Raw genomic sequence first — 23201 nt, 5'->3', positions numbered from 1 at the left:
GGCATGAAGTTCACCCTCAAGGACTATCAACGCGACGCAGTGCGCGATGCCTTGTCCAATCTAAGAAAGGCCCGTCGTCTCTGGCAGGGGGAGTCCGACAAGACTGCATTTTCTCTGACCGCCGTTACGGGTGCGGGTAAAACCGTTATGGCGGCTGCCGCGTTTGAAGCCTTGTTCCATGGCGATGATGAATTCAACTTTGATGCCGATCCCGGTGCCGTGGTGATCTGGTTCAGCGACGACCCATCTTTGAATGAACAGACCCGCTTTCGCCTGATGGAAGCCAGCGACCGCATCAATCATACCGATATGGTTGTGGTGGAAAACACCTTCAATCGTCCCAGATTCGAGGCTGGGAAAATCTACTTCCTCAACACGCAGAAGCTAGGCAAGAACAGTCTGCTGGTACGAGGCTTCGACCAAGAAGAACTGGAAGCCAAAGCAGGCAACCTGCTACCGGAAACCCGTCCCGATCTGCGGGCCTACACAATTTGGGACACGATCAAAAACACCATCGAAGACCCAGAGCTGACGCTTTATCTGGTATTAGATGAAGCACATCGCGGCATGGGCAACGCTACGCCGAAGGAAAAGGGGACCATCGTTCAGCGCCTCATAAATGGAGCTGGCGGCGTGCCTGGCATTCCCGCAGTTTGGGGCATCTCTGCGACGGTGGAGCGTTTCAACAAAGCCATTGAGTTCGCTGGCAAGCACATCAAATTGCCGAACGTCGTGGTAGATGCGTCCAAGGTTCAAGAGTCCGGCCTCATCAAGGATACGATCTTGCTGGATATTCCAGATGAAGTCGGGGATTTCGATACCGTGCTGGTACGGCGCGCGACCGACAAACTCAAGGAGTCGAGCACCGCTTGGGCGGAGTACGCCAAACAGCAAGAAGAGGCGCACGTTGTTGTTCCACTGATGGTGTTGCAGGTTCCCAACACGCCCGACCCGAATGAAATAGGGCGCGCGCTGGATACCATCTTCGAGCGTTCCCCCGAGTTGCCAGCTACCAGTGTGGCCCATGTTTTTGGCGAACATACGACACAGCGCTTCGGCAACCGCGACGTGCCGTACATCGAACCCCAACGTGTGCAGGAATCGACCTGGATTCGAATTCTGATTGCAAAGGACGCAATTAGCACCGGCTGGGATTGCCCTCGCGCTGAAGTGATGGTGTCATTCCGAGCTGCCAGCGACCGCACCCACATTACTCAGTTGCTGGGGCGCATGGTGCGATCTCCGTTGGCACGCCGTATCCCTGGCAACGATCGATTGAATGCCGTGGACTGTCTGCTACCGAAGTTCAGCAAGAAGACAGTGGAAGAAGTTGTCGATGCCTTGATGACGGGCGACGATTCGGCACCGCCTTCGGGGCGCATTCTCATCGACTATGTTGAGTTGAAACCCAACCCAGAAGCATCGGTAGCAGTTTGGGATGCCTTCGAGTCTCTGCCATCACAGACCCGCCCGCAACGCGGTGCGAAACCGGCGAAACGATTGACTGCGCTGGCACATGAATTGGCGTCCGATGACATCCTTCCTCGCGCAGGCAGACAGGCTCATGCCGAGATGCATAAGGCGCTGGACACTTTTCAGGAAAGTCAGAAAGAGAAGATTGAGGCAAAGCGCAAATCGGTGATGACCGTGGATGGCAAGACGGTAATCGCCGACATGAAGGGCAAGGCAAAGAGCTTTGACGATTTCTGGGAAGACGCCGATGTAGCGGTGATTGACGATGCCTTTAGGCGCGCGGCACGCATTTTCAGCCCGGACATTGCCCGTACCTACGTCGAGCATCTGGCGAAGAAAGTTGCAAGCGTTGACGACGACCCCGAGGAATTCTTGGAGGCCATCGTGGAGGCTCGTGTCACCGTAGCTGGCCTCGGGCTGGTTACAGAGGTGCAGGCTTACTTTGATGCAGAGGCTGACAAGCTGGCAAAGGCGTGGCTGACGGCTTATGCATCACAGATCAAGGTGCTCAGCGACGACAGGAAAGAATCTTATCGGCAAATCATCGAGATGAGCACCGAGCCACAGAGTGTCAATTTGGCAAAACCCGAATCCCGCTACGAGGCAACCAAAGCACGCGAAAACGACAAGGAAATTGCCTTCCCAATCTGGAAGAACCATCTGCTTTGCGACAAGGATGGGAAATACCCCACTGAGTTTAAGAGCAGTTGGGAGCCCGCTGTTATTGAGGCAGAGATGAGGCGCACCGGCTTCCAATTCTGGTATCGGAATCCACAACAGCCGGGGCAGTCATCGCTAGGTATCGCCTACGTGGAGGATGAGCAATACCAAATCGTTCGCCCCGACTTTATCTTCTTCGCCGAGCAGGACGGCAAGGTAGTGGTGGATTTAGTCGATCCTCATGGCTTGCACTTGGCTGATGCCCTTCCAAAGCTGAAGGGGCTGGCAACCTATGCTGAACTCTATGGCGGTGCTTACCGGCGTATTGAGTCCGTTGCAGAAGCGTGTGGCAAGTTGCGTGTGCTGGACTTGAAGCGCCCTGATGTGCGCCAAGCTATCAAGGAAGCAAGCAGTGCGAAGGGGCTATACGAGGGCACGTGGGCCAGCGACTATGACTGAACGGCAGTTAAACGGTGTGCTGCCGCCATAGCCTAGCTGCTGGCTCAATGTCAGCAAAGGCCGAGCTCTTTGAATAGCCTCTACGGCCGCTTTCTGGGCTAAGCAGCTTCCTCAATGGCAGCGATCGGGTCAAGCATCATTCCGGGCAGTGTGGGCTTTTCGGTTCATCTCCGCCAGCCTGCAGAGTTCGGCGCCCTTTTAGTAAATTCGTACATCCGGTATCGCCCCCGCCAACACTCCCACAAGCCCGTTACTGCTTCAGCTTCGTCGAGTACTGAGTCCAGCCCAGTATTGGGCGGCAGCTTTGTTGCAGGCGCGGGTGAGGGTCGGTTTTTCTCATCAAAGACTGGATGATCAGCTGTTTGTTAAACCTAACTTGCAAAAGTTTTAATAAGGAATGCTTTGTTAAAGCTTTCCCCTGGCCTGATTGGCTGGATGGCCGCTGGAAGCCTCCCCAGGCAGGGTGCTGCAAGCCGGCGGAATGCGGTACCCTGCAGCCCTTGCTGAGTCGTGGCGGCGGTTTTTTGCTTCTGCCACGGTCGACCGTGGATTTGACGTTTTTTTCTGCCGACTGCGCGGTCGGTGGCGGGAGGAGAGCGCGATGGATGTCTTGAGTGACGAGCAGCGGCTGCAGTCGGCAAAAACCCTGACCACGGTGTTGTATGCCTTGTACGCGGCTTCCTGCCTGTTCGGGGTGACGGCGGTGGTGGCGATCATCGTCAATTACGTCAAGCGCGACGATGTGCTCGGGACTTATCTCGAAAGCCATTTTCGCTGGCAGATTCGCACCTTCTGGTTCGGGCTGCTGTGGATGGCTGTCGGCTGGCTGACTTTCATCCTGCTGGTCGGCTGGCTGGTGCTGGCGGCCAACGGCATCTGGCTGATCTACCGGGTCGTCAAGGGCTGGCTCTACCTCAACGACGGCAAGCCGATGTACCCGTAGCCCGCTGCCGGCTCAGGCGGGCCGCTATTGCGTGGCGCGGCTTGGGTAGTGGGGCAAGGGTGGCGGTGCGTTCCGGCATCGCTTTTTTGTTTGCCGGAACGATGCCGGGGCTGCGCCTTGCCGAACGGCAGCGGCGGCCAAGGTGGCGTGCCTGGCCGGGGTGTTTGCCGGGTTGGCCTGCCCGGCGCCGGCTTGAGCCGGTTTTACTCCCAGCGTTGCGCGTAGCTGAAGGTCGGCAGCCGCCAGGCGCGGTGTAGCGCCAGCATGCGGAAGCTGAAGCCGGCGGCAAAGCAGAGCAGGACATTGCCGTTGCGCTCCAGTCCGAGGGCTTGCAGCGCCAGAAAAAGCAGGCAGACAGCCAGCGAGACGCTGGCGTAGAGTTCGCGGCGGAAGACGACCGGCACCTGGTTGCACAGCACGTCGCGGATCACGCCGCCGCTGATGCCGGTGAGCATGCCGGCCATGACCGCGATCAGCGGCGAGTAGCCGAGTTTTTGCGCGATGCTGCAGCCGATCAGCGAAAAGGCGACCAAGCCGAGCGCATCAAGGCTGAGGAAGAGATGCTTGAGGTGATGCAGGTGGCGGGCGACCAGCGGCGTCAGCAGGCCGGCACCTAGCACCAGCGCGACGTATTCCGGGTGCTGCGTCCAGCCCACCGGAAAATTGCCGAGAATCACGTCGCGCAAGGTGCCGCCGCCAAGCGCGGTGACAAAGGCAATGACGGCGACCCCGAAAATATCCATTTGCCGGCGCCCGGCGGCCAGGGCGCCGGAGATCGCCTCGGCGGCAATCGCAATCAGGTAGATGCCGGGCAGGATGTCGACCGTGGTCAGGGGGGCGAGGGCGGTGACGACGGCGCCGGAGGGCGACCAGGGAAAGGCAAGGACGGGCATGGCAGGGCTCACAGGTCAGGGCCGGCCGCAATCGCGGTGCCGGCAGCAGGGTGGTGCTTCTCCCCCTGTCCTTTTACCTGAGAGTTTCGGCACCAGGTGCCTGCCCCTTCGGTGAGTCCCGCACCGCAGCGGCGGCCGGCTTCTCTCCAGTTAGCGTAACGGTCCTGCGGTTCCTGAGCCTGAGCGATTATGGGAGTTTGCGCCTTCGGCGGGGCTGTTGCAGCCCGCTCTCCCGCAGAGGCGGCGATTATCGGCAAACGCGGCGAGCCGCGTCAAGCGGGGAAGGGCGCAAGGTCGATTTGTCAGAATTGGTGCTTACTGCCATTGCTGGCGGTCAGTTTTGACCGGGGGCGGGTAAAAGCCGGCGGCCAGGGGCGGGAAAGAAAGCTTTGTTTTTTGTTTTGTTAAATTTAATCAATGGGTTGTGATTGTGTTCTTGATTCTGGCATGGCTTGTGCAAAAGGCTGGGGGTGGTTTGTGTTTGATCCATCACTCAACGACAGAAACAGGGAGAACGCATCATGGCATGGGAGTTGTTGCTGACCTCGGATATCGGCTTGCTGAGCTTGTTTACCATCGTCTTCATCCTCGGGATGGCGTGGTACATCGGCGGTTATGCGCTCAAGCACATGAAGGAAGACGCCGCCAGGAATTCCGGCGCCGGGCCGCTCACTCGCTGAGCGGCGCACGGTAAAGAACGACCGATCCCCCTTGGTCGTCCAAAGGAGGGCGACTTTCGGTATCTGCTGTGCTGCGGGCTTCCCCCGCGTGCCTACTCCTCCCAGGGGCACGCGGCAAGCATCCCCCGCTGGCGAAGCGACTGAGCACAGCCGATCCGGAGTCGCCCGGCCTTTCCCGGGAGGGGATCAGAGGGAAAAATGCCCGTTGTCACGGTCGACCGTGACAACGGGCATTTTCTGTTTTCCGGTGTTCCGGTTGGCGGTTCTGAGCGGAGTGCCGGATACGCCAAGCAGCATCAGCGTGTTGTAGTCATAGGCGGAATCGATTGCGCTGGTCGGGTATTCGACGCTGTTGTCGCCGTGCAGGATGAAGCCGAGATCGGCGGGCAGGGTGTCGCTGGCACTGCCGTTGCTGCCGCCATCCCCGCCTGTCAGCGTGGTCGAGCCGGCCGGCAGGTTGACGCTACTACATTAGCGTTGGCCGTTGGGGAACTATAGCTCCCCCGGGGAAAGACAGTGTGTCTTGACCATAACTTACTGACCGGATGGGGAAAACAGTCGTTTGTCATAATTCCGGGTGGCTGCTCAGGCCTGGCGTTTGCTCGCCGGGCGCTTGCTGCTGCGCGGTTTCTTGTCGCTTTCGCCGGCGGCCTTGGCCGGGATGCGGGTCGGGTCGACCTGCTCCAGCCAGATCAGGGTGTCGATGTAGGACATGAAGCCCTGCAGATAGTCCGGGGCGACCTCGCGCATCACTTGCAGGCTGCGCAGCACCAGATGCTGCGAGTTCATCGGGCCGGCGTTTTCCGGGGCCTGGGCCAGGGTTTGCGTCAGTTGCTGTTCGGTGCTGAGGCGTGACCAGGCGTCGCGGAAATAGGCCACCGCCTTGAGTTCCGGTGCGGCGGTGCTTTGGCCGATGGGCAGCGGCGCGCTGCTTTTTTCGCTATTTCCACGGTCGACCGTGGAAATACGGGATTTTTGCTCGGCAAAGGGGAGGTCAGGCAAGGCCTGCTCGCCGATGTAAGCCAGCAGTTCGGCGAGCGGGCTGGCGGGTTCGGCCACGGCCGTTGCGCTGGCGGCCGGAGGGGGCGCCGTCGCGGCCGCTTGCATTTGCTCGATTTGCGCCGTCAGCGCTTGCAGGCGGGCCTGCAGTCGTTCCTGAACGATGCCTGGCTGGGCTTCGGCAAGACGGCTCAGCGCCTGGCGGCGGGCATAAGGCAGCGGGGCCAGCCGGGCCGCCGGGTTGTCTGGTGCTGCCGTCGGGGCCTGGGCGAAGACCTCGGCAGGGCTGTCGCCGGGGGCCGGAGAGGGCGCGGCGAACGAGGCTGTGGCTAGGGCTTGGGTGGCTGATTCAGTGGTCGGGGCAGCCGGTGAATGGTCTGCTGAGTTGGCTGCTGAATCGGTCGCTGAGCTTGCAACCGAGTTTGTCGCTAACTCGGCTGGCAAGCCGGCCGGCCGTGCTGGCGGTGATTCTGCCTGGGGTTCAGCCATGGTTCGGCTTCTCGCTCGGGCTCGATTTGGGTACCGGCGCCATTTCGACCCGGCGGTTTTTGGCCCGCCCCTCGGCGTCGCTGTTGGCGGCGACCGGCTGCTGTGCACCGAAGGCGGCGGCAAAGATCGCGTCGGCCGGCACGCCTTCCTCGATCAGCGTGCGGGTTACGGTCAGCGCGCGCTGGGCCGAGAGCTCCCAGTTGTCGGCAAATTTGCTGTTGCTGCCGCGCACCGGCATGTCGTCGGTGAAGCCGCTGACCATCAGCATCTGGCCGCTGGCGCCCAGGTAGGCGGAAATTGGCGCAGCCAGGCCTTTCAGCACCTGCCGGCCTTCCGGCTGCAGGTGGTCGGAATTGAGCGCGAAAAGCACGTTGCCGCTGATCCCGATCTTGCCGTTGGCGAGGGTCACCCGGCCCGAGGCCAGTGGCCCGGCCAGCGCCTTTTCCAGCGCCAGGCGACGTTGTTCTTCCTGCTGGCGCTTGGCGATTTCGGCTTCCAGGCTGCTCACCAGCTCCAGCTGCACGCCGAGCACGCCGACCAGGATCAGCACGAAGGCGCCGAGCAGGCCGGACATCAGGTCGCCGAAGACCGCCCAGACCGGCGTCGCCTCCAGTGCGTCGGATTCGTGGCCGCTATCGATGCCCTGCATGCTCAGGCCTCGGCGTTGAGCGCAGCGGTGCCGCTGGCCACGCGTTGCAGGTCATCGACCATCTTCTTCTGCGAGAGGATGCTGAGGTCGATGATTTCGCGGGCCTGCGCGACGTAGTAGGCAAGTTGCTCGTCGCTGCGGGTCAGCGACTTGGCCAGCGCGCCTTCGATCCGCTGTAGCGTGCTCATCATCTTGTCGTTCGATTCGGCAAAGCGGTTCACCGCGCTGTCGAAGGCAGCGCCCAGGCTGGCCACTTCGAGCGCGCCGCCGGCGATGCCAGCGCCGATCTCGACCAGCTTGCCGGCTTCGCTGCCGACCTGTGCGGCGAATTGCTGGCCGCTGCGTTCGAGCAGCCCGGCGGCGGCGCTGACCAGCCCGTCGATGGCGGTGCGTTGTTCGGTCGAGGCATGGTTGATCGCGTCGAGCAGGCTGCTCAGGGTTTCCATGATCCGCGTCCGCTCGGCGAGCAGGCTGTTGTCGCGGGCGATGCTCGCCGACAACTCCTGGCGTAGTTGGCCGATCACCTCGGCGGCAGCCTTGGGTGCTTCGGCGGCGGTCTGCATCAGTCGGGTGACTTCGCCGATGGTGGTTTCGCTTTGCGCCTGCGTCGCAGCGATCAGTCGCTGCGCTGTTGCGTCCAGGGTCTGCGTCAGCTGCAGTTGCTGTTGCCGCGCGGTTTCGCCATGGCTTTCCCATTGGCCGGCGAGTTGCCCCGCCAACTGGCCGATGGCTGCGCTGATCTGCTGTTGGCGGCTGGCTTCGCCGGCTGCCCAGTCCTGCTGCCAGGTGGCTTGCTGGTTCTGCAGTTCCCCGAGCAGCGCCGCGCAGCGTTCGGCAAAACTCGCCGCCAGCGCGCTCTGGGTCTGGTCAAGGCTGGCGCAGAGGCGGTCGCTGGCCGCCACGTGCCGCTCCAGCGCGCTGTTCCAGGTGTTGCTGACCTGCGCGGCGGTGGCGGCAAAGTGCTCTCCGATGCCGGCTAACTGGCCGGCGATCTGTTCGCCGAGTGCCAGTTGCTGCGCCTGGCCGCTGTCGATCAGCGCGCCGTGGCGGGCGAGCAGTTCATCCTTGAGCGCGCGCTGGCTGCTGGCGACGGCTGCGAGCAGGGCTTCCGCCTGCTGGCCGAAGCGGCTGCTGAAAGCCAGTAGCGTGGTCGCGAGTTGTTCGCGGTTGTGCGTGTGGTCTTCGCTTTGCGCGGCCAGCGCCGTTTGCCAGTGGTTTGCCAGCTGGCTGACGGTGGTGTCGAGGTGGCTGCTCAGTGCGCTGAGGTGCCGGTCGAGGCTGGCAGCCAGCTGCTGCTGGCGTTCGGCGGCGGTACTGGCGAGCGCCGCGTGGGCGCTGCCTACTGAGTCGAGCAATGCCGCGCTACGCCCGGCGAAGCTGGCAACGATCTGCTCGACGCTCCGTTCCAGGCCGTCGCTCAGCGCCGCAAACCGCTCGCCCAGGCGCTCGGCCAGCGCCTGCTGCTGTTCGCGGCTGGCGGCCAGGAGTTCGGCTTGCGCCTGCGCCGAATCGCGCTGCCATTGCTGTTGCTGTTCGGCCAGGCTGGCCAGCAGCGTGCCGGCGCGCCGCTCCAGATTTTCGCTATAGGCGTCGAGGCTGGCCTGGTTGGCGGCTTGCTGGCTGGCAGCGCCGGCCTCTTGCCGGGCCAGCGCGGCTTGCCACTGCTGCCCGAGTTCGCCGGCGGTTTGCGCAAACCGCTCGGCGGCTTCGCCCAGCTGGCCGTGCACGCTGCCGAACAGGCGCTCGTGCAGGCGCTGGTTTTCGTCGGCAATCCGGCCCATGGTCGCGGCGACCACCGGCTGGATGGTTTCGGCGGCAACGCTGGCGCTGTCGCGGAGGCTGGTTTTCAGCGATTGGTCGACCGAGTGCGCGAGCTCGGTGTACAGCGTTTTTGCTTCGGCGTGGAAGCGCTCCTGGCCGCTCAGCAGGCGTTCGCCCAGCTGGCGCTGCTGTTCGCTCATCTGCACCAGCAGGGTGTCGAGCTTGCCGACCAGTTCCGGCAGCGATTGCGACTGAGCCTGCAGCGCCTTGAAGGTTTCCTGGCGCTGATGAGTCAGCGAAAAGTCGCGCAGGACGCCGGCAATGCGGCTGTCGAGCAGTTGCCCGACTTTCTGCCGGTCGCGCCGGCACAGCGCCGAAATCAGGCCGAGCATGGCCGAGGTGGCGACCCCGGCGACCGAGGTGCCGAAGGCGACGCCCAGGCCCTTGACCGGCGCCGCCAGCGCGGCGCGGATGGTCTGCAGGTCGGTGGTGCTTTCCAGCGCCAGGACCGCGCCATTGAGCGTGACCACCATGCCGAGAAAGGTGCCGAGCATGCCGAGCAGGACCAGCAGGCCGACCAGATAGGGCGCCAGGTGCGGGCCAGGTAGCGCCACCCGCTCGCCCTCGATGCGCAGGCGGACCGTATTGCGCAGTGCCGCCGGCACCTGCTGCAGCCATTCGCCGAGGTGGCCGAGATCGTCCGGAATGTTTTCCAGCGCCGTCGCCAGACCCTCGGTCTGGCGCTGGAAGCGGCGCATTTCGAGGGCGCCGGCCAGATAGACGGCGAGAATCACCAGCGTGACCGCCAGCGCCAGCAGGCTGCCGCCGAGATAGCCGGCTGCGACCCAGAGTGCGGCCAGCAGGCCGAGAACAAAAGCGGAAAGGGCGTAGTTGCGGTTCATGGTGCGGGGTTCGGGTTGGCTTCGCCGGGGCCGAGCGCGGCGATCAGTCCGGTGATGGGTTTGAGGCGCAGGTCGAGTTCGGCCAATAGCACCGCCCGGGTGTCCTGGCAGAAGGCGTGCAGCCAGCTGCCGGCGGCGCTCCAGGTGGCGGGGTTGTCGCTGCCATCGACGAGGCGGGCGCGGTGTTCCTGGTAGCGCTGCGCGAAACGCTTGGCGAGCAGGATCGGGATATTGGCGAGCAGGTTGCGTTCGCGGGCCTGCAGCGATTTTTCAAAGGCAGCGTCGAGTTCGGCCAGTTGCTGCTGCCCGGCGTTGCCGCTGGCCAGTGCTTTGCGTGCCTGGTTGCGCAGGGCGCCGAGGGTGGCCGCCAGTTCCCGCTGCTGTGCCAGGTAATAGCGGTGGTAGGGCGAAAAGTCGGCGGCGCTCTCGGCGCTGGCTTCGGGCAGGGGCGTTGGAAAGCGGTGGCGGCCGCTGTCGTTGCCGAAAACGCCGTCGTGGGTAATCGCCTTGCTCAATTGCTTGCGCGCTCGCGCCAGTTGCGCTTGCAACTCGGTGGCGGCCGGGTGGGCGAGGGCGCAAGTCGTCGCCCCGGTTCTGCCGTTGAGCACCGAGGAAAGGTTGAGAGCGTCAGTGAAATCCAGCCATTGCCCGAGTCGTTCGCCGAAATCGTATTTGAAATCAATGGGATTGCTTACGGTTTCAGAAAGGATGCGAACGAGGTCGGCGCGATTGAAAGTGGCGCGCTGTAATCCACGCGTCATGCGCGAGACCGATGTCGAATTCAGGAAAGGGGGCAAGGCTACTACAACTTGGCCGCGCGGTCAGCGTGCCGTGGCGTCGCAACAGGGCGCGCGTGGTCGCCGTGCCGTGGTTTTCCGGCCAGTTTGCGCGGCGGGCGGGGCGGGGCTCGGTTATAATCCCGCCTTTCGCGAAAACCCCCTGATTTCTCCTCATGGCCGACATCCTTTGCCTCAAGGGCGATACCGCTCTTTCCGCTTTCCGTCTGCAACGCCTGCAAGCCCGCCTGACCGCTGCCGTCTCCGACATCGAGTCGGTCGCCGCCGATTACTGGCACGTCGTTGCGCAAAAGCGCCCGCTGACCGCCGACGAGCGCGCCAAGCTGGCGCAACTGCTGGAAGAGCAGCCGGCCGGCGAGGACAAGGGCCAGTTGTTCCTGGTCGCGCCGCGCATCGGCACCATTTCGCCGTGGTCGTCCAAGGCCACCGACATTGCTTTCAACTGCGATCTGGAGCCGGCCATCGAGCGCATCGAGCGCGTCGTTGCCTACCACGTCGTGGTCAAGGGCGGCCGTGCGCTGAGCGCCGACGAGCAGAAGATCGTGGCCGGCCTGCTGCACGACCGGATGACCGAATCGGTACTCGCCGGTTTCGCCGAAGCCGGCGAACTGTTCCGCCATTTTGCCCCCAAGCCGCTGTCGACCGTGGATGTGCTGGGCGGCGGCAAACCGGCGCTGGTTGAGGCCAACGGCACGCTGGGCCTGGCGCTGTCCGACGACGAAATCGACTACCTGCTTGACATCTTCAGCAAGGCCGGCCGCAACCCGACCGACGTTGAACTGATGATGTTCGCGCAGGCCAACTCTGAACACTGCCGCCACAAGATTTTCAACGCCTCGTGGGTGATCGACGGCGAGCAGAAGGACAAGACCCTGTTCGGGATGATCCGCGAAACCCATGCCGCCCACCCGCAGGGCACGGTGATGGCCTATGCCGACAACGCGTCGATCATCGAGGGCGCGACGATCAACCGTTTCTACCCGGATGCCGACCGTGGCTATTCCTACAAGGAAGAGCTGACCCACATCCTGACCAAGGTCGAGACCCACAACCACCCGACCGCGATTTCCCCGTTCCCCGGCGCCTCGACCGGCTCCGGCGGCGAGATTCGCGACGAAGGCGCGACCGGCAAGGGCTCCAAGCCCAAGGCCGGCCTGTGCGGCTTCTCGGTCTCCAACCTGAACATCCCGGATGCGCCGCAACCGTGGGAAAAGGCCTACGGCCGCCCGTCGCGCATCGCCTCGGCGCTCGACATCATGATCGAAGGCCCGATTGGCGCCGCTGCGTTCAACAACGAATTCGGCCGCCCCAACCTGACCGGCTATTTCCGCACCTATGAGCAGGACGTGGCTGGCATGGTCCGTGGCTACCACAAGCCGATCATGATCGCCGGTGGTCTGGGCTCGATCCAGGCCGAGCAGTCGTTCAAGGAAGAAACCTTCCCGGTCGGCACGCTGTTCGTGCAGCTGGGCGGCCCCGGCATGCTGATCGGTCTGGGCGGCGGTGCCGCTTCGTCGATGACGGCCGGCGTCAATGCCGAAGACCTCGACTTCGCCTCCGTCCAGCGCGGCAACCCGGAAATCCAGCGCCGCGCCCAAGAGGTGATCGACCGCTGCTGGCAGATGGGCAAGGACAACCCGATTCTCTCCGTGCATGACGTCGGCGCCGGTGGCGTCTCCAACGCCCTGCCGGAACTCGCCCACTCGGGCGGCGTCGGCGCCAAGTTCGATCTGCGCAAGGTGCCGATTCTGGAACCGGGCATGTCGCCGGCCGAAATCTGGTCCAACGAATCGCAGGAACGTTACGTGCTGGCGATCCCGCCGGCCCGCATCGCCGAATTCCAGGCCATGTGCGAGCGTGAGCGCTGCCCGTTTGCCGTGGTTGGCGAAGCCACCGGCGACGGTCACCTGACCGTGACCGACGCGCATTTCGGCGTCAACCCGGTCGATATGGAAATGGAAGCGCTGCTTGGCAAGCCGCCGCGCATGACCCGCGACGTGAGCAGCCAGCCGTCGAGCTTTGTCCCGTTCGATGCGGTATCGCTGGAACTGAAGGACGCCGCCTACCGCCTGATGAAGCTGCCGGCGATTGCCGACAAGACTTTCCTGATCTCCATCGGCGACCGCTCGGTCGGCGGCATGACCGCGCGCGACCAGATGGTCGGTCCGTGGCAGGTGCCGGTGGCCGACGTGGCGGTGACCACCATGGGTTACCAGGGCTACCTCGGCGAAGCCTTCGCGATGGGCGAGCGTACTCCGGTCGCCGTGCTCGACGCCCCGGCTTCCGGCCGCATGGCAATTGCTGAATCGCTGACCAACCTGGCCGCTGCCGATGTCGGCGACCTCTCCAAGGTCAAGCTCTCCGCCAACTGGATGGCCCCGTGCGGCGTGCCGGGCGAAGATGCCCGCCTGTACGCCACCGTCGAAGGCATTTCGCAGCTGTGCAAGCAGGTTGGCGTGTCGATCCCGGTCGGCAAGGATTCGCTGTCGATGCGTACCGCCTGGGATGAGGTAACAGAAAGCGGCGTCGAGAAGAAGCAGGTGGTTTCGCCACTGTCGCTGATCATCACCGCCTTCTCCGCCGTCGACGACGTGCGCAAGACGCTGACCCCGGTGCTCAACCGCGATTGCGGCGACAGCGACCTGATCCTGATCGACCTCGGTAAAAAGCGCCTCGGTGGTTCCTGCCTGGCGCAGGTGTATAACGCCACCGGCAGCGACGCCCCGGATGTCGATGAACCGCAGCAACTCAAGGCGCTCTTCAACACCGTCCAGAACCTCAACCGCGCCGGCCTGATCCAGGCTTATCACGACCGTTCCGACGGCGGCCTGTTTGCTGCTGCCGCCGAAATGGCCTTTGCCAGCCGCTGCGGTGTGACGCTGGACCTCGACGGTATCTGCTTCGACGCCCAGGCGCTCGACGTCGATGGCGCCGAAAAGCGCCCCGACCTGATGGCTGGCCGTGACTTCGAAAACGTCGTCCGTGCGCTGTTCAACGAAGAAGTCGGCGCGCTGATCCAGGTCAAGCGCGAAGACCGTACCAGCGTCACCCAGCAACTGCGCGACGCCGGGCTGCCGTACCACTTCGTCGGCTACCCCAACCAGAGCGACGAAATCCGCGTCATCCGCAACGCCAAGAAGCTGCTGCGCGAAAGCCGCGTCGACCTGCAACGCGCCTGGTCCGAGACCAGCTACCAGATGCAGACCCTGCGCGACAACCCGAGCTGCGCCCGCCAGGAATACGACCGCATTCTCGACACCAGCGACCCCGGCCTGTCGCCCAAGGTTACCTTCGACCCGCAGGACGACTTCACCAAGGTCTACCTGCAGCTCGGTGCCAAGCCGCGCATGGCCATCCTGCGCGAGCAGGGCGTCAATAGCCATTACGAAATGGCTGCCGCCTTCGACCGCGCCGGCTTTGCCACGGTCGACGTGCATATGAGCGACATTCTGGCCGGCCGCGTCAGCCTCAAGGACTTCAAGGGCCTTGTCGCCTGCGGCGGCTTCTCCTACGGCGACGTGCTCGGCGCCGGTCAGGGTTGGGCCAAGACCATCCTGATGCACGAAGGCTGCCGCGACGAGTTCGCTGCCTTCTTCAACCGCCAGGACACCTTTGCGCTGGGCGTGTGCAACGGCTGCCAGATGATGAGCGCGCTCAAGTCCATCATTCCCGGCGCCGAACACTGGCCGGCCTTCCGCCGCAACAAGGTCGAGCAGTTTGAAGCCCGCTTTGTGATGACCGAAGTCACCGATTCGCCGTCGCTGTTCTTCAACGGCATGGAAGGCTCGCTGCTGCCCATCGTCGTCTCGCACGGCGAAGGCCGCGCGGTGTTCGACAACGCCGACGACGAAGCCAAGGTCCTGCGTTCGCTGCGCTATGTCGACAACAAGGGCGAAGTCACCGAGTCTTACCCCTACAACCCCAACGGCTCCAAGGGCGGCCTCACCGGCGTAACCACCGCCGACGGCCGGTTCACGATCATGATGCCGCACCCCGAGCGCGTCTTCCGCACCGTCCAGATGTCCTGGGCACCGCAGGAATGGCAAGCCGGCGAAGGCGACTCCCCGTGGCTACGCATGTTCCGCAACGCGCGGCGCTGGGTGGGCTAAGCCGGGCAGGTTGGCTGGTAGTAATCAAAAACGGCGCTTTTGGGCGCTGTTTTTTGTTGGTGCGCTCAGCATGGGCGCACTCCTGCGGGTGCAAGTCCCGCCGTAAGTTGATCACGACGAACGAAGTGAAGCGCAACTGCATGAGGGCGACCGAGTGTGGGAAGGAAGCGTGGAGCATAAACTGCGAGCTGATGAACAAGAACCGGATAGAAGGCGTTGCTGAGCAGGGCGAGCGGGCCAATGACCGCGAAGCTCTTGTGATCAAGGCGAAGTGGCGTAAATCCGGCGGTTGTGCAGAGAAGGAGTGCGTTCTTACCTGGGGAGATCTCGCCTTGTGCCTGAAAGGGCGACGTGGTGACACGGAGCGAGAAGTCAGCAGAGGCCATAGTAGCTGCCATCTTGGGGTGAAGGGCCGAAGGAATGGGAGGTGTAGCTACCGAGTTATCGAGAGCGGGGAGTCTCAGATGTTCACTAACCTGAAGCTCGCCATACATCCGGTGAGGGTGAAGCCCTCAATGGTCTGGCAGCGAGACAACCAATCTTGCCGAACTCGAATTAGCGAAACCAGGAGTGTGCAGGAGGGTTTGCCTGCGTACTACCTCAACCATTTCAACCGCCCGGTGCGGACCCGCATGCCGGGTGGTGTGGGAGGGGCCGGTCAGGTTATCTGGCCGCCCCTATCCCGATGGAGACAAAAAGGCGAGGGCGGCTATCCGATTTTTTGTGGCTTGGCTCAGAGCATGGGATTTTCAATGTCTTCGGCATCTGTCGCTCGCTTGCAATCATGCAAGCTGATAAATTCCATGCTTTCTGCAATAAGTTTTTGTGCGATTTTGGTGCGTTGTGTCGAAGTGCTGTTTTGGCTGCTGATTCTTGAGTATCTGCAGATCAGGTTGCCAGGCACCTAGGAGTTACCCGTGACGCGATCTGCCGGAGGGGAAGTGCAAAAGCTTGTGTGCATGCCGGATTGTGCGGCCATGGAAATTCTGGGAGTCTGAGGTTGATGACTGGGAACTCGTAGATGGTTACAAGGAAAAAAGAGCATAAGTAGGGGGCTGCATGGACAAATACCAGCTCAGTGAGCGCGACATCTGCACCAAGTTCATCACGCCCGCCATGATGCAGGCCGGCTGGCAGCAGCATCAGTTCCGGGAAGAAGTGAATCTCACCGATGGTCGCGTCATGGTGCGGGGCAAGCTTGCCGCACGTATCAAGAATCCCGATGCCAAAGGCGGCCCGAAGCGTGCCGACTTCGTTTTGTACGCCCGGCCCAATGTCCCGATTGCAGTTGTCGAGGCCAAACAGGCGCGCTTTTCGGTCGGCCATGGCATGCAGCAGGCCTTGGCCTATGCCGAAATGCTGGATGCCCCCTTTGCCATCAGTAGCAACGGCGATGGTTTCCTGCTCCATGACCGTACTGGCATCACACAACCTGCCGAACGCGAACTCCCGCTCAGCGAGTTTCCTGCACTGGATGATCTCTGGCCGATCTACCAGCAGTGGAAAGGGCTGGAGGCACCTGAAGCGGTCAAACTGATCGAGCAGCCGTTCTACACCGACGGCAGCGGTCGCGAGCCGCGCTACTACCAGCGCGTAGCTATCAACCGTGCGGTGGAAGCCATTGCCAAAGCTCAGCCGCGCGTGCTGCTGGTCATGGCCACCGGCACCGGCAAAACCTACACCGCCTTCCAGATCATCTGGCGCATGTGGAAGGCCAAGGCCAAAAAACGCATCCTGTTTCTGGCTGACCGCAACATCCTTGTCGATCAAACCATGCAGCAAGACTTCGCTCCCTTTGGCGAGGTCATGCACAAAGTCACCAATCGCCAGGTCAAAAAGAATTTCGAAATTTACCTTGCCCTGTATCAGGCGGTTACCGGCAAGGAAGAATGGAAGCAGATCTACAAGCAATTCCCGGCAGACTTCTTTGACCTGGTTGTGGTCGATGAATGCCATCGGGGCAGTGCCGCAGACGATTCAGCCTGGCGCGAAGTGCTCGACTACTTCCACCGTGCAACCCACCTGGGCCTGACCGCCACGCCCAAGGAAACCAAAGAAATCAGCAACAGCACCTACTTTGGTGACCCGGTCTATACCTACTCGCTCAAGCAGGGCATCGAAGACGGCTTCCTTGCCCCCTACAAGGTCATCCGTATCGCCACCGATGTCGATGCCGTGGGTTACACCCCCGAAAAAGGCAAGCTCGACAAACATGGCCAAGTGGTGGAGCAACGCCAGTACAACACCAAGGATTTCGACCGCACGCTGGTGCTGGAAAAACGCACCCGGCTTGTCGCCAGCAAGGTCTGGGAATACCTCAAGGCCACTGACCCGATGGCCAAGACCATTGTGTTTTGCGATGACCAGGATCACGCCGAACGCATGCGACAAGAGCTGGTCAAGCTGATTCCCGCCGCCGCCAGCAACCGCCGCTACGTGATGCGCATCACCGGCGACGACAACGAAGGCAAGAACCAGCTCTCCTACTTCATCGACAACGACGAGTCTTATCCCGTCATCGCCACCACTTCCAAACTGCTGACCACCGGGGTCGATGCCAAGACCTGCAAGCTCATCGTGCTCGACCAGAACATCAACTCGATGACCGAGTTCAAGCAGATCATTGGCCGTGGCACGCGCCTGCGTGAGGACTACCACAAGCTTTACTTCACCATCATGGACTTCAAAGGGGCCACACGCCTGTTCGCCGACCCGGACTTTGACGGTGAGCCTGTCGTGATTTACGACCCCAAGCCTGGCGAACCTGTCGTCCCCCCTGACACTGATCCACCAGAAGACCCGAACCCGCCGGGGGTTGCCGAGCCCGAAGCGCCACCGTATGACCCCGGCGCACCGGGAGATGATGATGAAGGCAGCGACATGGGTGGAGGCGGTGGTGGCCCCGGTCGTGTCAAATATGTGGTCGACGACGTCAACGTCCGCCTGGCCGTGGAGCGTTCGCAATACCTCGATACCGACGGCAAGCTCATCACCGAGGACTACCGCGTTCTGCTCAAGGACGACATCAAAAAGGCGCTGCAAGCAGAATTCGGCTCCCTGACCGACTTCCTGCGCCGCTGGAACAGCGCCGAACGCAAGCAGGCCGTGCTGACAGAGTTGACCGAGCGTGGTGTGCCGCTGGAAATATTGCAGCAGGCGGTAGCAAACGGTAACGAGCTGGATGTTTTTGACCTGGTGGCTCATGTTGCTTTCGACCAGAAACCCCTTACCCGCCGCGAGCGGGCCAACAACGTCAAGAAGCGCGACGTCTTCGGTAAATACGGCGAGCAGGCCCGCGCGGTCCTTGAAGCCCTGCTAGACAAGTTCGCCGACCACGGTGTGCAAGACATTGAAGACGCCAAGGTGCTGGAATTGCCGCCCTTTGACCAATTCGGCAGCAAAACCCAGATCCGCCGTGGCATCTTCGGCAGCGTTGAGCAATACACCCAGGCCGTGCACGAGCTCGAACAAGCCCTCTACGACTCCCCCGAACAAAAGCAGGCCTGATTCCCTGCCAGGCTGAACGACCAGAGTACCAAACAATGAACCTCAGCAGCACCATCAAATCCATCCAGGACATCATGCGCAAAGACGACGGCGTCGACGGCGATGCCCAGCGCCTCGGCCAGCTCACCTGGATGCTCTTCCTCAAAGTATTCGACCAGCGCGAGCGGGAATGGGAAGACGACGCCAAGGATCAGGGCAAGTCGTACACCTCCCCGCTACCCGACGAATTCCGCTGGCGAAACTGGGCGGCGTATGTACCGGATCAAGACGGCAAAAAGCAGCCGCAGATTGCGCCCAGCGAGATCATCAGCTTCGTCAATAACCAGCTCTTCCCTCAGCTCAAAGAGCTGGACGCCACCCACGGCGAGCAGCAGGCGGTGATCCGCAGCGTCTTTGAAGACGCCAACAACTACATGAAATCCGGCACCCAGTTGCTCGCCGTCATCGAAAAACTGGAAGAAGCCATTCATTTCGATGACTTCAAGGAGCGCGCCCAGCTCGGCGACGTGTACGAGCAACTGCTCAACGACCTGCGCGGCGCCGGCAATGCTGGCGAGTTCTATACCCCCCGCGCCATCACCACCTTCATGGCTGATCGCGTCAACCCGCGCCTGGACAAGCGCGAAACCGTGATGGACCCGGCCTGCGGCACCGGCGGCTTCCTCACCGCCGCCATCGACCACTTCCGCAAGCAGATCACCACCAAATCCAGTGCCGACGATAAACGCGCCATTGAAACCCTGATCCACGGCATCGAAAAAAAGCAGCTCCCCCACCTGCTATGCACCACCAACATGCTGTTGCATGGCATCGACGTGCCTAGCCAGATCAAGCACCGCAACACCCTGGGCATTGGCTGGAACGAGTGGAACGCCAACGACAAGGTCGACTGCATCATCACCAACCCGCCTTTTGGTGGTTACGAAGACGATGGCGTTGGCAGCGACTATCCGGCTGATCTGCGCACCCGCGAAACCGCCGACATGTTCATGGCGCTGATCATCAAGAAGCTGCTCAAGGAAAACGGACGTGCCGCCGTGGTGCTGCCCGATGGCTTCCTCTTTGGTGAGGGCATCAAGGGGGCGCTGAAAAAGCTGCTGCTGCGTGACTGCAAGCTGCACACCATCATCCGCCTGCCCAAAGGCGTCTTTGCCCCCTACACCACCATCAAGACCAACCTGCTCTTTTTCACCAAGGGCGCCACGGTGGATGACGGGACCGAGCACTTCCACACCGACACCATCTGGTTCTACGAGCACCCTTACCCTACGGGATACAAAAGTTACTCAAAAACAAAGCCCATTCGGATTGAAGAGTTCGATCCCATCAAAGAGTGGTGGGGAGACGAAGCTGATAACTTTGCCAAGCGTGAGCAATACAACGACGATCCAGATATCGCTGACAAAAAGGCCTGGAAGGTCGATTTCAAGAGCAAGCGCGAACAGGCCGAGGCCGCTGCACAGCCGCATTGGCAACGCGCCGACGAGCTGAACAATCAGGCCGCTGCGCTGGAAGGCGAAGCGGGGGATTTGCGCAAGAGCCTGGTCGGCACCACGGATACCGCTTACCGCGAAAAGATCGACGCCCAGATTGCCGAACTGCGCGCCAAGGCCGAACCGCTGCGCCTGCAAGCCCGCGACGCCCAAGCCGCCGGCGATCGCCTCTACTGGCCGATCTTCAACCTCGACCTCAAAAACCCCAACGCCCCGGAAGAAGAAACCCACGACCCCGACCTGCTACTGGAGAAATACAAAAAGCTGCTGGGCGAAATCGAAGAGACCGAAAATCAGCTCAAAAGCGAGCTGGCCGCCGCCCTGGCGCACCATTTCAGCCCGGAGGCCGAAGCATGAAGCCCACGGCAGCGGAGACTGCCGCACCGCAACTGCTGGGCGACATCCGCCAACTGATCGAGCAAAGCCGTGGGCAACTGGCGGCGGCGGTCAACAGTGCGCTGACCATGCTGTACTGGCACATCGGCCACCGCATTCGCACCGAAATACTGGGTAGCGAACGCGCCACCTACGGCGAACAGATTGTCCAGGCACTGGCGAAACAACTGGAAGCCGACTACGGGCGCGGCTTCTCCGCCAAAAACCTGCGGCACATGCTGCGTTTTGCCGAAGCCATCCCCTCGCAAGAGATTGTCTCCGCAGTGCGGAGACAATTGAGCTGGACCCACATCAAGACCCTGATCTACATCGACAACCCGCTCAAACGCGACTTCTACCTGCAAATGTGCCAGCAGGAAGGCTGGAGCACCCGCACCCTGCAAGACCGGCTGGACTCCCAGCTTTTCGAGCGCACCGCCCTCTCCCGGCAGCCCGAGCAGTTGCTGGAGCAAGAGCTGGCCACCCTGCGCCAAACCGGAACCCTCACCCCGGCACTGGTGCTGAAAGACCCCTACATACTCGATTTCCTCGGCCTGCAAGACCGCTATCTGGAAAAAGACCTGGAAGACGCCATCCTGCGCGAGCTGGAAAACTTCCTGCTGGAGCTGGGTGCCGGCTTTACCTTTGTTGCCCGGCAAAAGCGCCTCCAGATCGACAACGACGACTTTTACATCGACCTGCTGCTCTACAACCGCCGCCTGAAACGGCTGGTCGCCATTGAACTCAAACTGGGCGATTTCAAGGCCGCCGACAAAGGCCAGATGGAGCTGTACCTGCGCTGGCTGGCCAAACACGAACAGGAGCCGGGCGAGGCGCCACCGCTAGGCATCATCCTGTGCAGCGGCAAAAAGCAGGAGCAGGTTGAACTGCTGGAGCTGGACGCCAGCGGCATCCACATTGCCGAATACCTCACCAGCCTGCCCCCCCGGGAAGTGCTGCAAGCCAAACTGCACGAAGCCATCACCCGTTCCCGCGCCCGCCTGGAAAACCGTGGGGAGGACGCCTGATGGACGCGCAGAAGTTTTTGGCCGAGTTTGGGCATATTGCGAATGCGCCGGGGGGCGTGGCGCGGTTGCGGGAGATGGTGTTAGCTCTGGCTGTATCAGGGCGCTTGATCGAGCAATCTGAAGTCAACGAAAGCCTTGCTGCGGATTCCCTAAAAAAACTTGAGCAGGAGCTCGCCGACTATAAAGCGGCAAACGGATACCGCCGTACATCGGGGGGGCGTGACGCGGCGAGCACACTTCTAGTCCCTGCGCCATCTGGTTGGGTTAAAGCTAGGTTAGGTCAAATTGGTGTGCTAATTCGGGGCGTCACTTACAACAAAGCTGTCGCTCGTGCCTCAGGTGGGCAAGGGATGACCGGCTTGCTTCGCGCCAATAACATCGGGGCGAATATTTCGTTTGACGACTTGGTTTATGTTCCATCTGACCTTGTTGATAAGGAGCAGATTCTTTGCGCTGGTGACGTTCTTATTTCCATGTCAAGTGGAAGCAAAGGCTTAGTTGGAAAGGCCGCAATGGTCCTTGAAGATACTGAGTTCGGGTTTGGGGCATTTTGTGGTGCATTTCGCCCCATGCCATCGTTACGGTGTGAATTCATTCGAGTGGTAATGCAATCACCTCAATACCGGGATTACGTCTCGGATCAAGGCAAAGGCATAGGAATCAATAATCTGACTAAGGGGCATATTGAAAATTACGAACTCTTCTTTCCTTCGCCCGAAGAACAATCCCGCATCGTCGCCAAAGTCGATGAACTGATGGCCTTGTGCGACAAGCTGGAAACACAGCAGCAAGCTCGCCGCAAACTGCAAAACAGCCTGCGCCAGTCCATCCTGCAAGCCGTCGCCAGCGCCACCAGCCCGCACGAACTGCAAACCACCTGGACATGCCTGGCCGACAACTTCGGGCGGCTTTTTCATGCGCCGGAGGATGTGGATGAGTTGGTCGCCGAACTGAAGAACATGGCGGTCCGAGGTTTGCTTTCCTTGCCATCGACATCGGTTTCGCCTGTGGATGCAGTCGTGGCGGATTGCGATAATTTGCGCGACCAATACATCACGTCAGGTTTGATGCGACGCCAGAAGCTTATCTCCATTGCAGATTCGGACGTTGTGTATCCCGAGCATTGGGCAGTTGCACCATTCGATAAGGTTGCTGTGGTGATCGGTGGTGTCACTAAAGGCCGTGATTTACGAGGGCGCGATGTCGTTACTTGCCCGTATCTGGCGGTTGCCAACGTCCAGCGTGGATTCTTCAAGCTGACCAATCTGAAGACGATCCAGATCGGAAAAGAGGAGCTGGACAAGTACCTTGTCCAAGAAGGCGACTTGCTCATCACGGAAGGCGGTGATTGGGACAAGGTAGGTCGCACGGCCATTTGGAGAGGTGGTATCGATAACTGCCTTCACCAAAATCATGTCTTCAAGGCGCGGGTACCTTCTTTATCCTTACTCAACGAGTGGGTCGAACTTGTATTCAATTCTGGCCTTGGCCGCGACTACTTTGCTGGGGCGTCAAAGCAGACAACCAATTTGGCGTCGATCAACATGACGCAGCTTCGTAGTTTTCCAATGCCAATTCCGCCGCTTGATGAGCAGCGTGCGATTTTGGCCAAGCTGAATGCGTTGACCGTAAAAGCCAAGTTTTGGCATCAACAGTTGGAAAAGAAACAGCACCTGGCTGAACTACTGGCTGATGCAACTCTGGCAAGCTTTACCGGCATCACCACCGAACCAGAAGAGGAACCCATGAAAGCCCCGCAAACCGAACTGGTCGCCCCGCTACGCTTGGGTACGGCACCCGACATTAAGGCTCAGGCGCCGCTGGCCACGATCCTGGCCCGGCATCACGGGGAAATGGAGGCCAAGGATTTGTGGCAGCGCTTCGGCGGCGAGATCGACGCTTTTTATCAGCAGTTGAAAACCGAAGTCGCGCATGGCTGGATTGTTGAGCCCGAACCGGCCCGGGTCGAGCTGAAAGACTGATA

General features: G+C 61.3%; 15 protein-coding genes and 1 riboswitch. Of the genes, 10 read left to right on the top strand and 5 right to left on the bottom strand.

All coding sequences use genetic code 11. The features are described from left to right. The first annotated feature begins 3 nt into the window (after positions 1-3). Positions 4-2592, top strand: coding sequence for a DEAD/DEAH box helicase (locus VX159_RS08555; protein ID WP_371322470.1), 2589 nt, complete (start codon positions 4-6; stop codon positions 2590-2592). A gap of 601 nt (positions 2593-3193) precedes the next feature. After that, the gene (locus VX159_RS08550) at positions 3194-3535 is read left to right on the top strand and encodes a DUF4870 family protein (RefSeq protein ID WP_371322469.1); all 342 of its coding nucleotides are present in this window, start codon (positions 3194-3196) and stop codon (positions 3533-3535) included. Positions 3536-3738: 203 nt separating this feature from the next. Here the strand turns inward: VX159_RS08550 and VX159_RS08545 are convergent, their stop codons facing one another. Then, positions 3739-4353 carry a trimeric intracellular cation channel family protein gene (locus tag VX159_RS08545; RefSeq protein ID WP_371325504.1) on the bottom strand — a complete coding sequence of 205 codons (615 nt, stop codon included), beginning with the start codon at positions 4351-4353 and terminating at the stop codon, positions 3739-3741. A gap of 232 nt (positions 4354-4585) precedes the next feature. Beyond that, positions 4586-4673, bottom strand: a riboswitch (glycine riboswitch). A gap of 276 nt (positions 4674-4949) precedes the next feature. Between VX159_RS08545 and VX159_RS08540 the strand changes: the two genes are divergently transcribed. Both VX159_RS08540 and VX159_RS08535 read left to right on the top strand, forming a co-directional pair. Next, entirely contained in the window at positions 4950-5108 is a 159-nt protein-coding gene (locus VX159_RS08540; RefSeq protein ID WP_371322468.1) for a DUF3149 domain-containing protein, read from the top strand. A gap of 198 nt (positions 5109-5306) precedes the next feature. Beyond that, a complete protein-coding gene (locus tag VX159_RS08535; RefSeq protein ID WP_371322467.1) occupies positions 5307-5606 on the top strand; it encodes a hypothetical protein in 300 nt (99 codons plus the stop codon). 87 nt (positions 5607-5693) lie between these two features. On the opposite strand, the gene VX159_RS08530 is transcribed toward VX159_RS08535, so the two are convergent. The 4 genes from VX159_RS08530 to VX159_RS08515 are packed head-to-tail and all read right to left on the bottom strand — an operon-like array spanning position 5694 to position 10669. Continuing rightward, positions 5694-6596 (bottom strand): DUF2894 domain-containing protein, encoded by a 903-nt coding sequence (locus VX159_RS08530; RefSeq protein ID WP_371322466.1) that lies wholly within the window; start codon positions 6594-6596, stop codon positions 5694-5696. Next, complete coding sequence (locus VX159_RS08525) at positions 6589-7245, bottom strand: OmpA family protein (protein WP_371322465.1); 657 nt, start codon at positions 7243-7245, stop codon at positions 6589-6591. Before VX159_RS08525 ends, VX159_RS08530 begins: the two co-directional genes overlap by 8 nt. Before the next feature lie 2 nt (positions 7246-7247). Then, a complete protein-coding gene (locus tag VX159_RS08520) occupies positions 7248-9908 on the bottom strand; it encodes a DUF802 domain-containing protein (protein ID WP_371322464.1) in 2661 nt (886 codons plus the stop codon). Further along, positions 9905-10669: a DUF3348 domain-containing protein gene (locus VX159_RS08515; protein WP_371322463.1), complete on the bottom strand. Its 765-nt coding sequence runs from the start codon at positions 10667-10669 to the stop codon at positions 9905-9907. Before VX159_RS08515 ends, VX159_RS08520 begins: the two co-directional genes overlap by 4 nt. Positions 10670-10860: 191 nt before the next feature. Here VX159_RS08515 and purL point away from each other — a divergent pair, with 191 nt between their 5' ends. The 6 genes from purL to VX159_RS08485 all read left to right on the top strand — a co-directional run bounded on the left by purL (position 10861) and on the right by VX159_RS08485 (position 23199). Next, positions 10861-14814, top strand: coding sequence for a phosphoribosylformylglycinamidine synthase (gene purL, locus VX159_RS08510; protein ID WP_371322462.1), 3954 nt, complete (start codon positions 10861-10863; stop codon positions 14812-14814). A gap of 464 nt (positions 14815-15278) precedes the next feature. Then, positions 15279-15722 carry a hypothetical protein gene (locus VX159_RS08505; RefSeq protein ID WP_371322461.1) on the top strand — a complete coding sequence of 148 codons (444 nt, stop codon included), beginning with the start codon at positions 15279-15281 and terminating at the stop codon, positions 15720-15722. Positions 15723-15873: 151 nt separating this feature from the next. After that, entirely contained in the window at positions 15874-18321 is a 2448-nt protein-coding gene (gene hsdR, locus VX159_RS08500; RefSeq protein ID WP_371322460.1) for an EcoAI/FtnUII family type I restriction enzme subunit R, read from the top strand. A gap of 35 nt (positions 18322-18356) precedes the next feature. Beyond that, the gene (locus VX159_RS08495) at positions 18357-20171 is read left to right on the top strand and encodes an N-6 DNA methylase (RefSeq protein WP_371322459.1); all 1815 of its coding nucleotides are present in this window, start codon (positions 18357-18359) and stop codon (positions 20169-20171) included. After that, positions 20168-21217: a YhcG family protein gene (locus VX159_RS08490; RefSeq protein ID WP_371322458.1), complete on the top strand. Its 1050-nt coding sequence runs from the start codon at positions 20168-20170 to the stop codon at positions 21215-21217. The genes VX159_RS08495 and VX159_RS08490 overlap by 4 nt, the downstream gene beginning before the upstream one ends. Further along, positions 21217-23199 carry a restriction endonuclease subunit S gene (locus VX159_RS08485; RefSeq protein WP_371322457.1) on the top strand — a complete coding sequence of 661 codons (1983 nt, stop codon included), beginning with the start codon at positions 21217-21219 and terminating at the stop codon, positions 23197-23199. The genes VX159_RS08490 and VX159_RS08485 overlap by 1 nt, the downstream gene beginning before the upstream one ends. Positions 23200-23201: the final 2 nt, after the last annotated feature.

Source organism: Dechloromonas sp. ZY10, assembly GCF_041378895.1.
GTDB lineage: Bacteria > Pseudomonadota > Gammaproteobacteria > Burkholderiales > Rhodocyclaceae > Azonexus > Azonexus aquae.
This window is presented reverse-complemented; position numbering and strand designations above follow the sequence as displayed.

Excerpts from the sequence above, each read along its gene's own strand:
- hsdR (WP_371322460.1), top strand. The coding sequence starts at position 15,874 with ATGGACAAATACCAGCTCAGTGAGCGCGACATCTGCACCAAGTTCATC.
- VX159_RS08520 (WP_371322464.1), bottom strand. The coding sequence starts at position 9,908 with ATGAACCGCAACTACGCCCTTTCCGCTTTTGTTCTCGGCCTGCTGGCC.
- VX159_RS08555 (WP_371322470.1), top strand. The coding sequence starts at position 4 with ATGAAGTTCACCCTCAAGGACTATCAACGCGACGCAGTGCGCGATGCC.
- purL (WP_371322462.1), top strand. The coding sequence starts at position 10,861 with ATGGCCGACATCCTTTGCCTCAAGGGCGATACCGCTCTTTCCGCTTTC.
- VX159_RS08485 (WP_371322457.1), top strand. The coding sequence starts at position 21,217 with ATGGACGCGCAGAAGTTTTTGGCCGAGTTTGGGCATATTGCGAATGCG.
- VX159_RS08495 (WP_371322459.1), top strand. The coding sequence starts at position 18,357 with ATGAACCTCAGCAGCACCATCAAATCCATCCAGGACATCATGCGCAAA.
- VX159_RS08490 (WP_371322458.1), top strand. The coding sequence starts at position 20,168 with ATGAAGCCCACGGCAGCGGAGACTGCCGCACCGCAACTGCTGGGCGAC.
- VX159_RS08530 (WP_371322466.1), bottom strand. The coding sequence starts at position 6,596 with ATGGCTGAACCCCAGGCAGAATCACCGCCAGCACGGCCGGCCGGCTTG.
- VX159_RS08535 (WP_371322467.1), top strand. The coding sequence starts at position 5,307 with ATGCCCGTTGTCACGGTCGACCGTGACAACGGGCATTTTCTGTTTTCC.
- VX159_RS08505 (WP_371322461.1), top strand. The coding sequence starts at position 15,279 with ATGTTCACTAACCTGAAGCTCGCCATACATCCGGTGAGGGTGAAGCCC.
- VX159_RS08525 (WP_371322465.1), bottom strand. The coding sequence starts at position 7,245 with ATGCAGGGCATCGATAGCGGCCACGAATCCGACGCACTGGAGGCGACG.
- VX159_RS08540 (WP_371322468.1), top strand. The coding sequence starts at position 4,950 with ATGGCATGGGAGTTGTTGCTGACCTCGGATATCGGCTTGCTGAGCTTG.
- VX159_RS08550 (WP_371322469.1), top strand. The coding sequence starts at position 3,194 with ATGGATGTCTTGAGTGACGAGCAGCGGCTGCAGTCGGCAAAAACCCTG.
- VX159_RS08515 (WP_371322463.1), bottom strand. The coding sequence starts at position 10,669 with ATGACGCGTGGATTACAGCGCGCCACTTTCAATCGCGCCGACCTCGTT.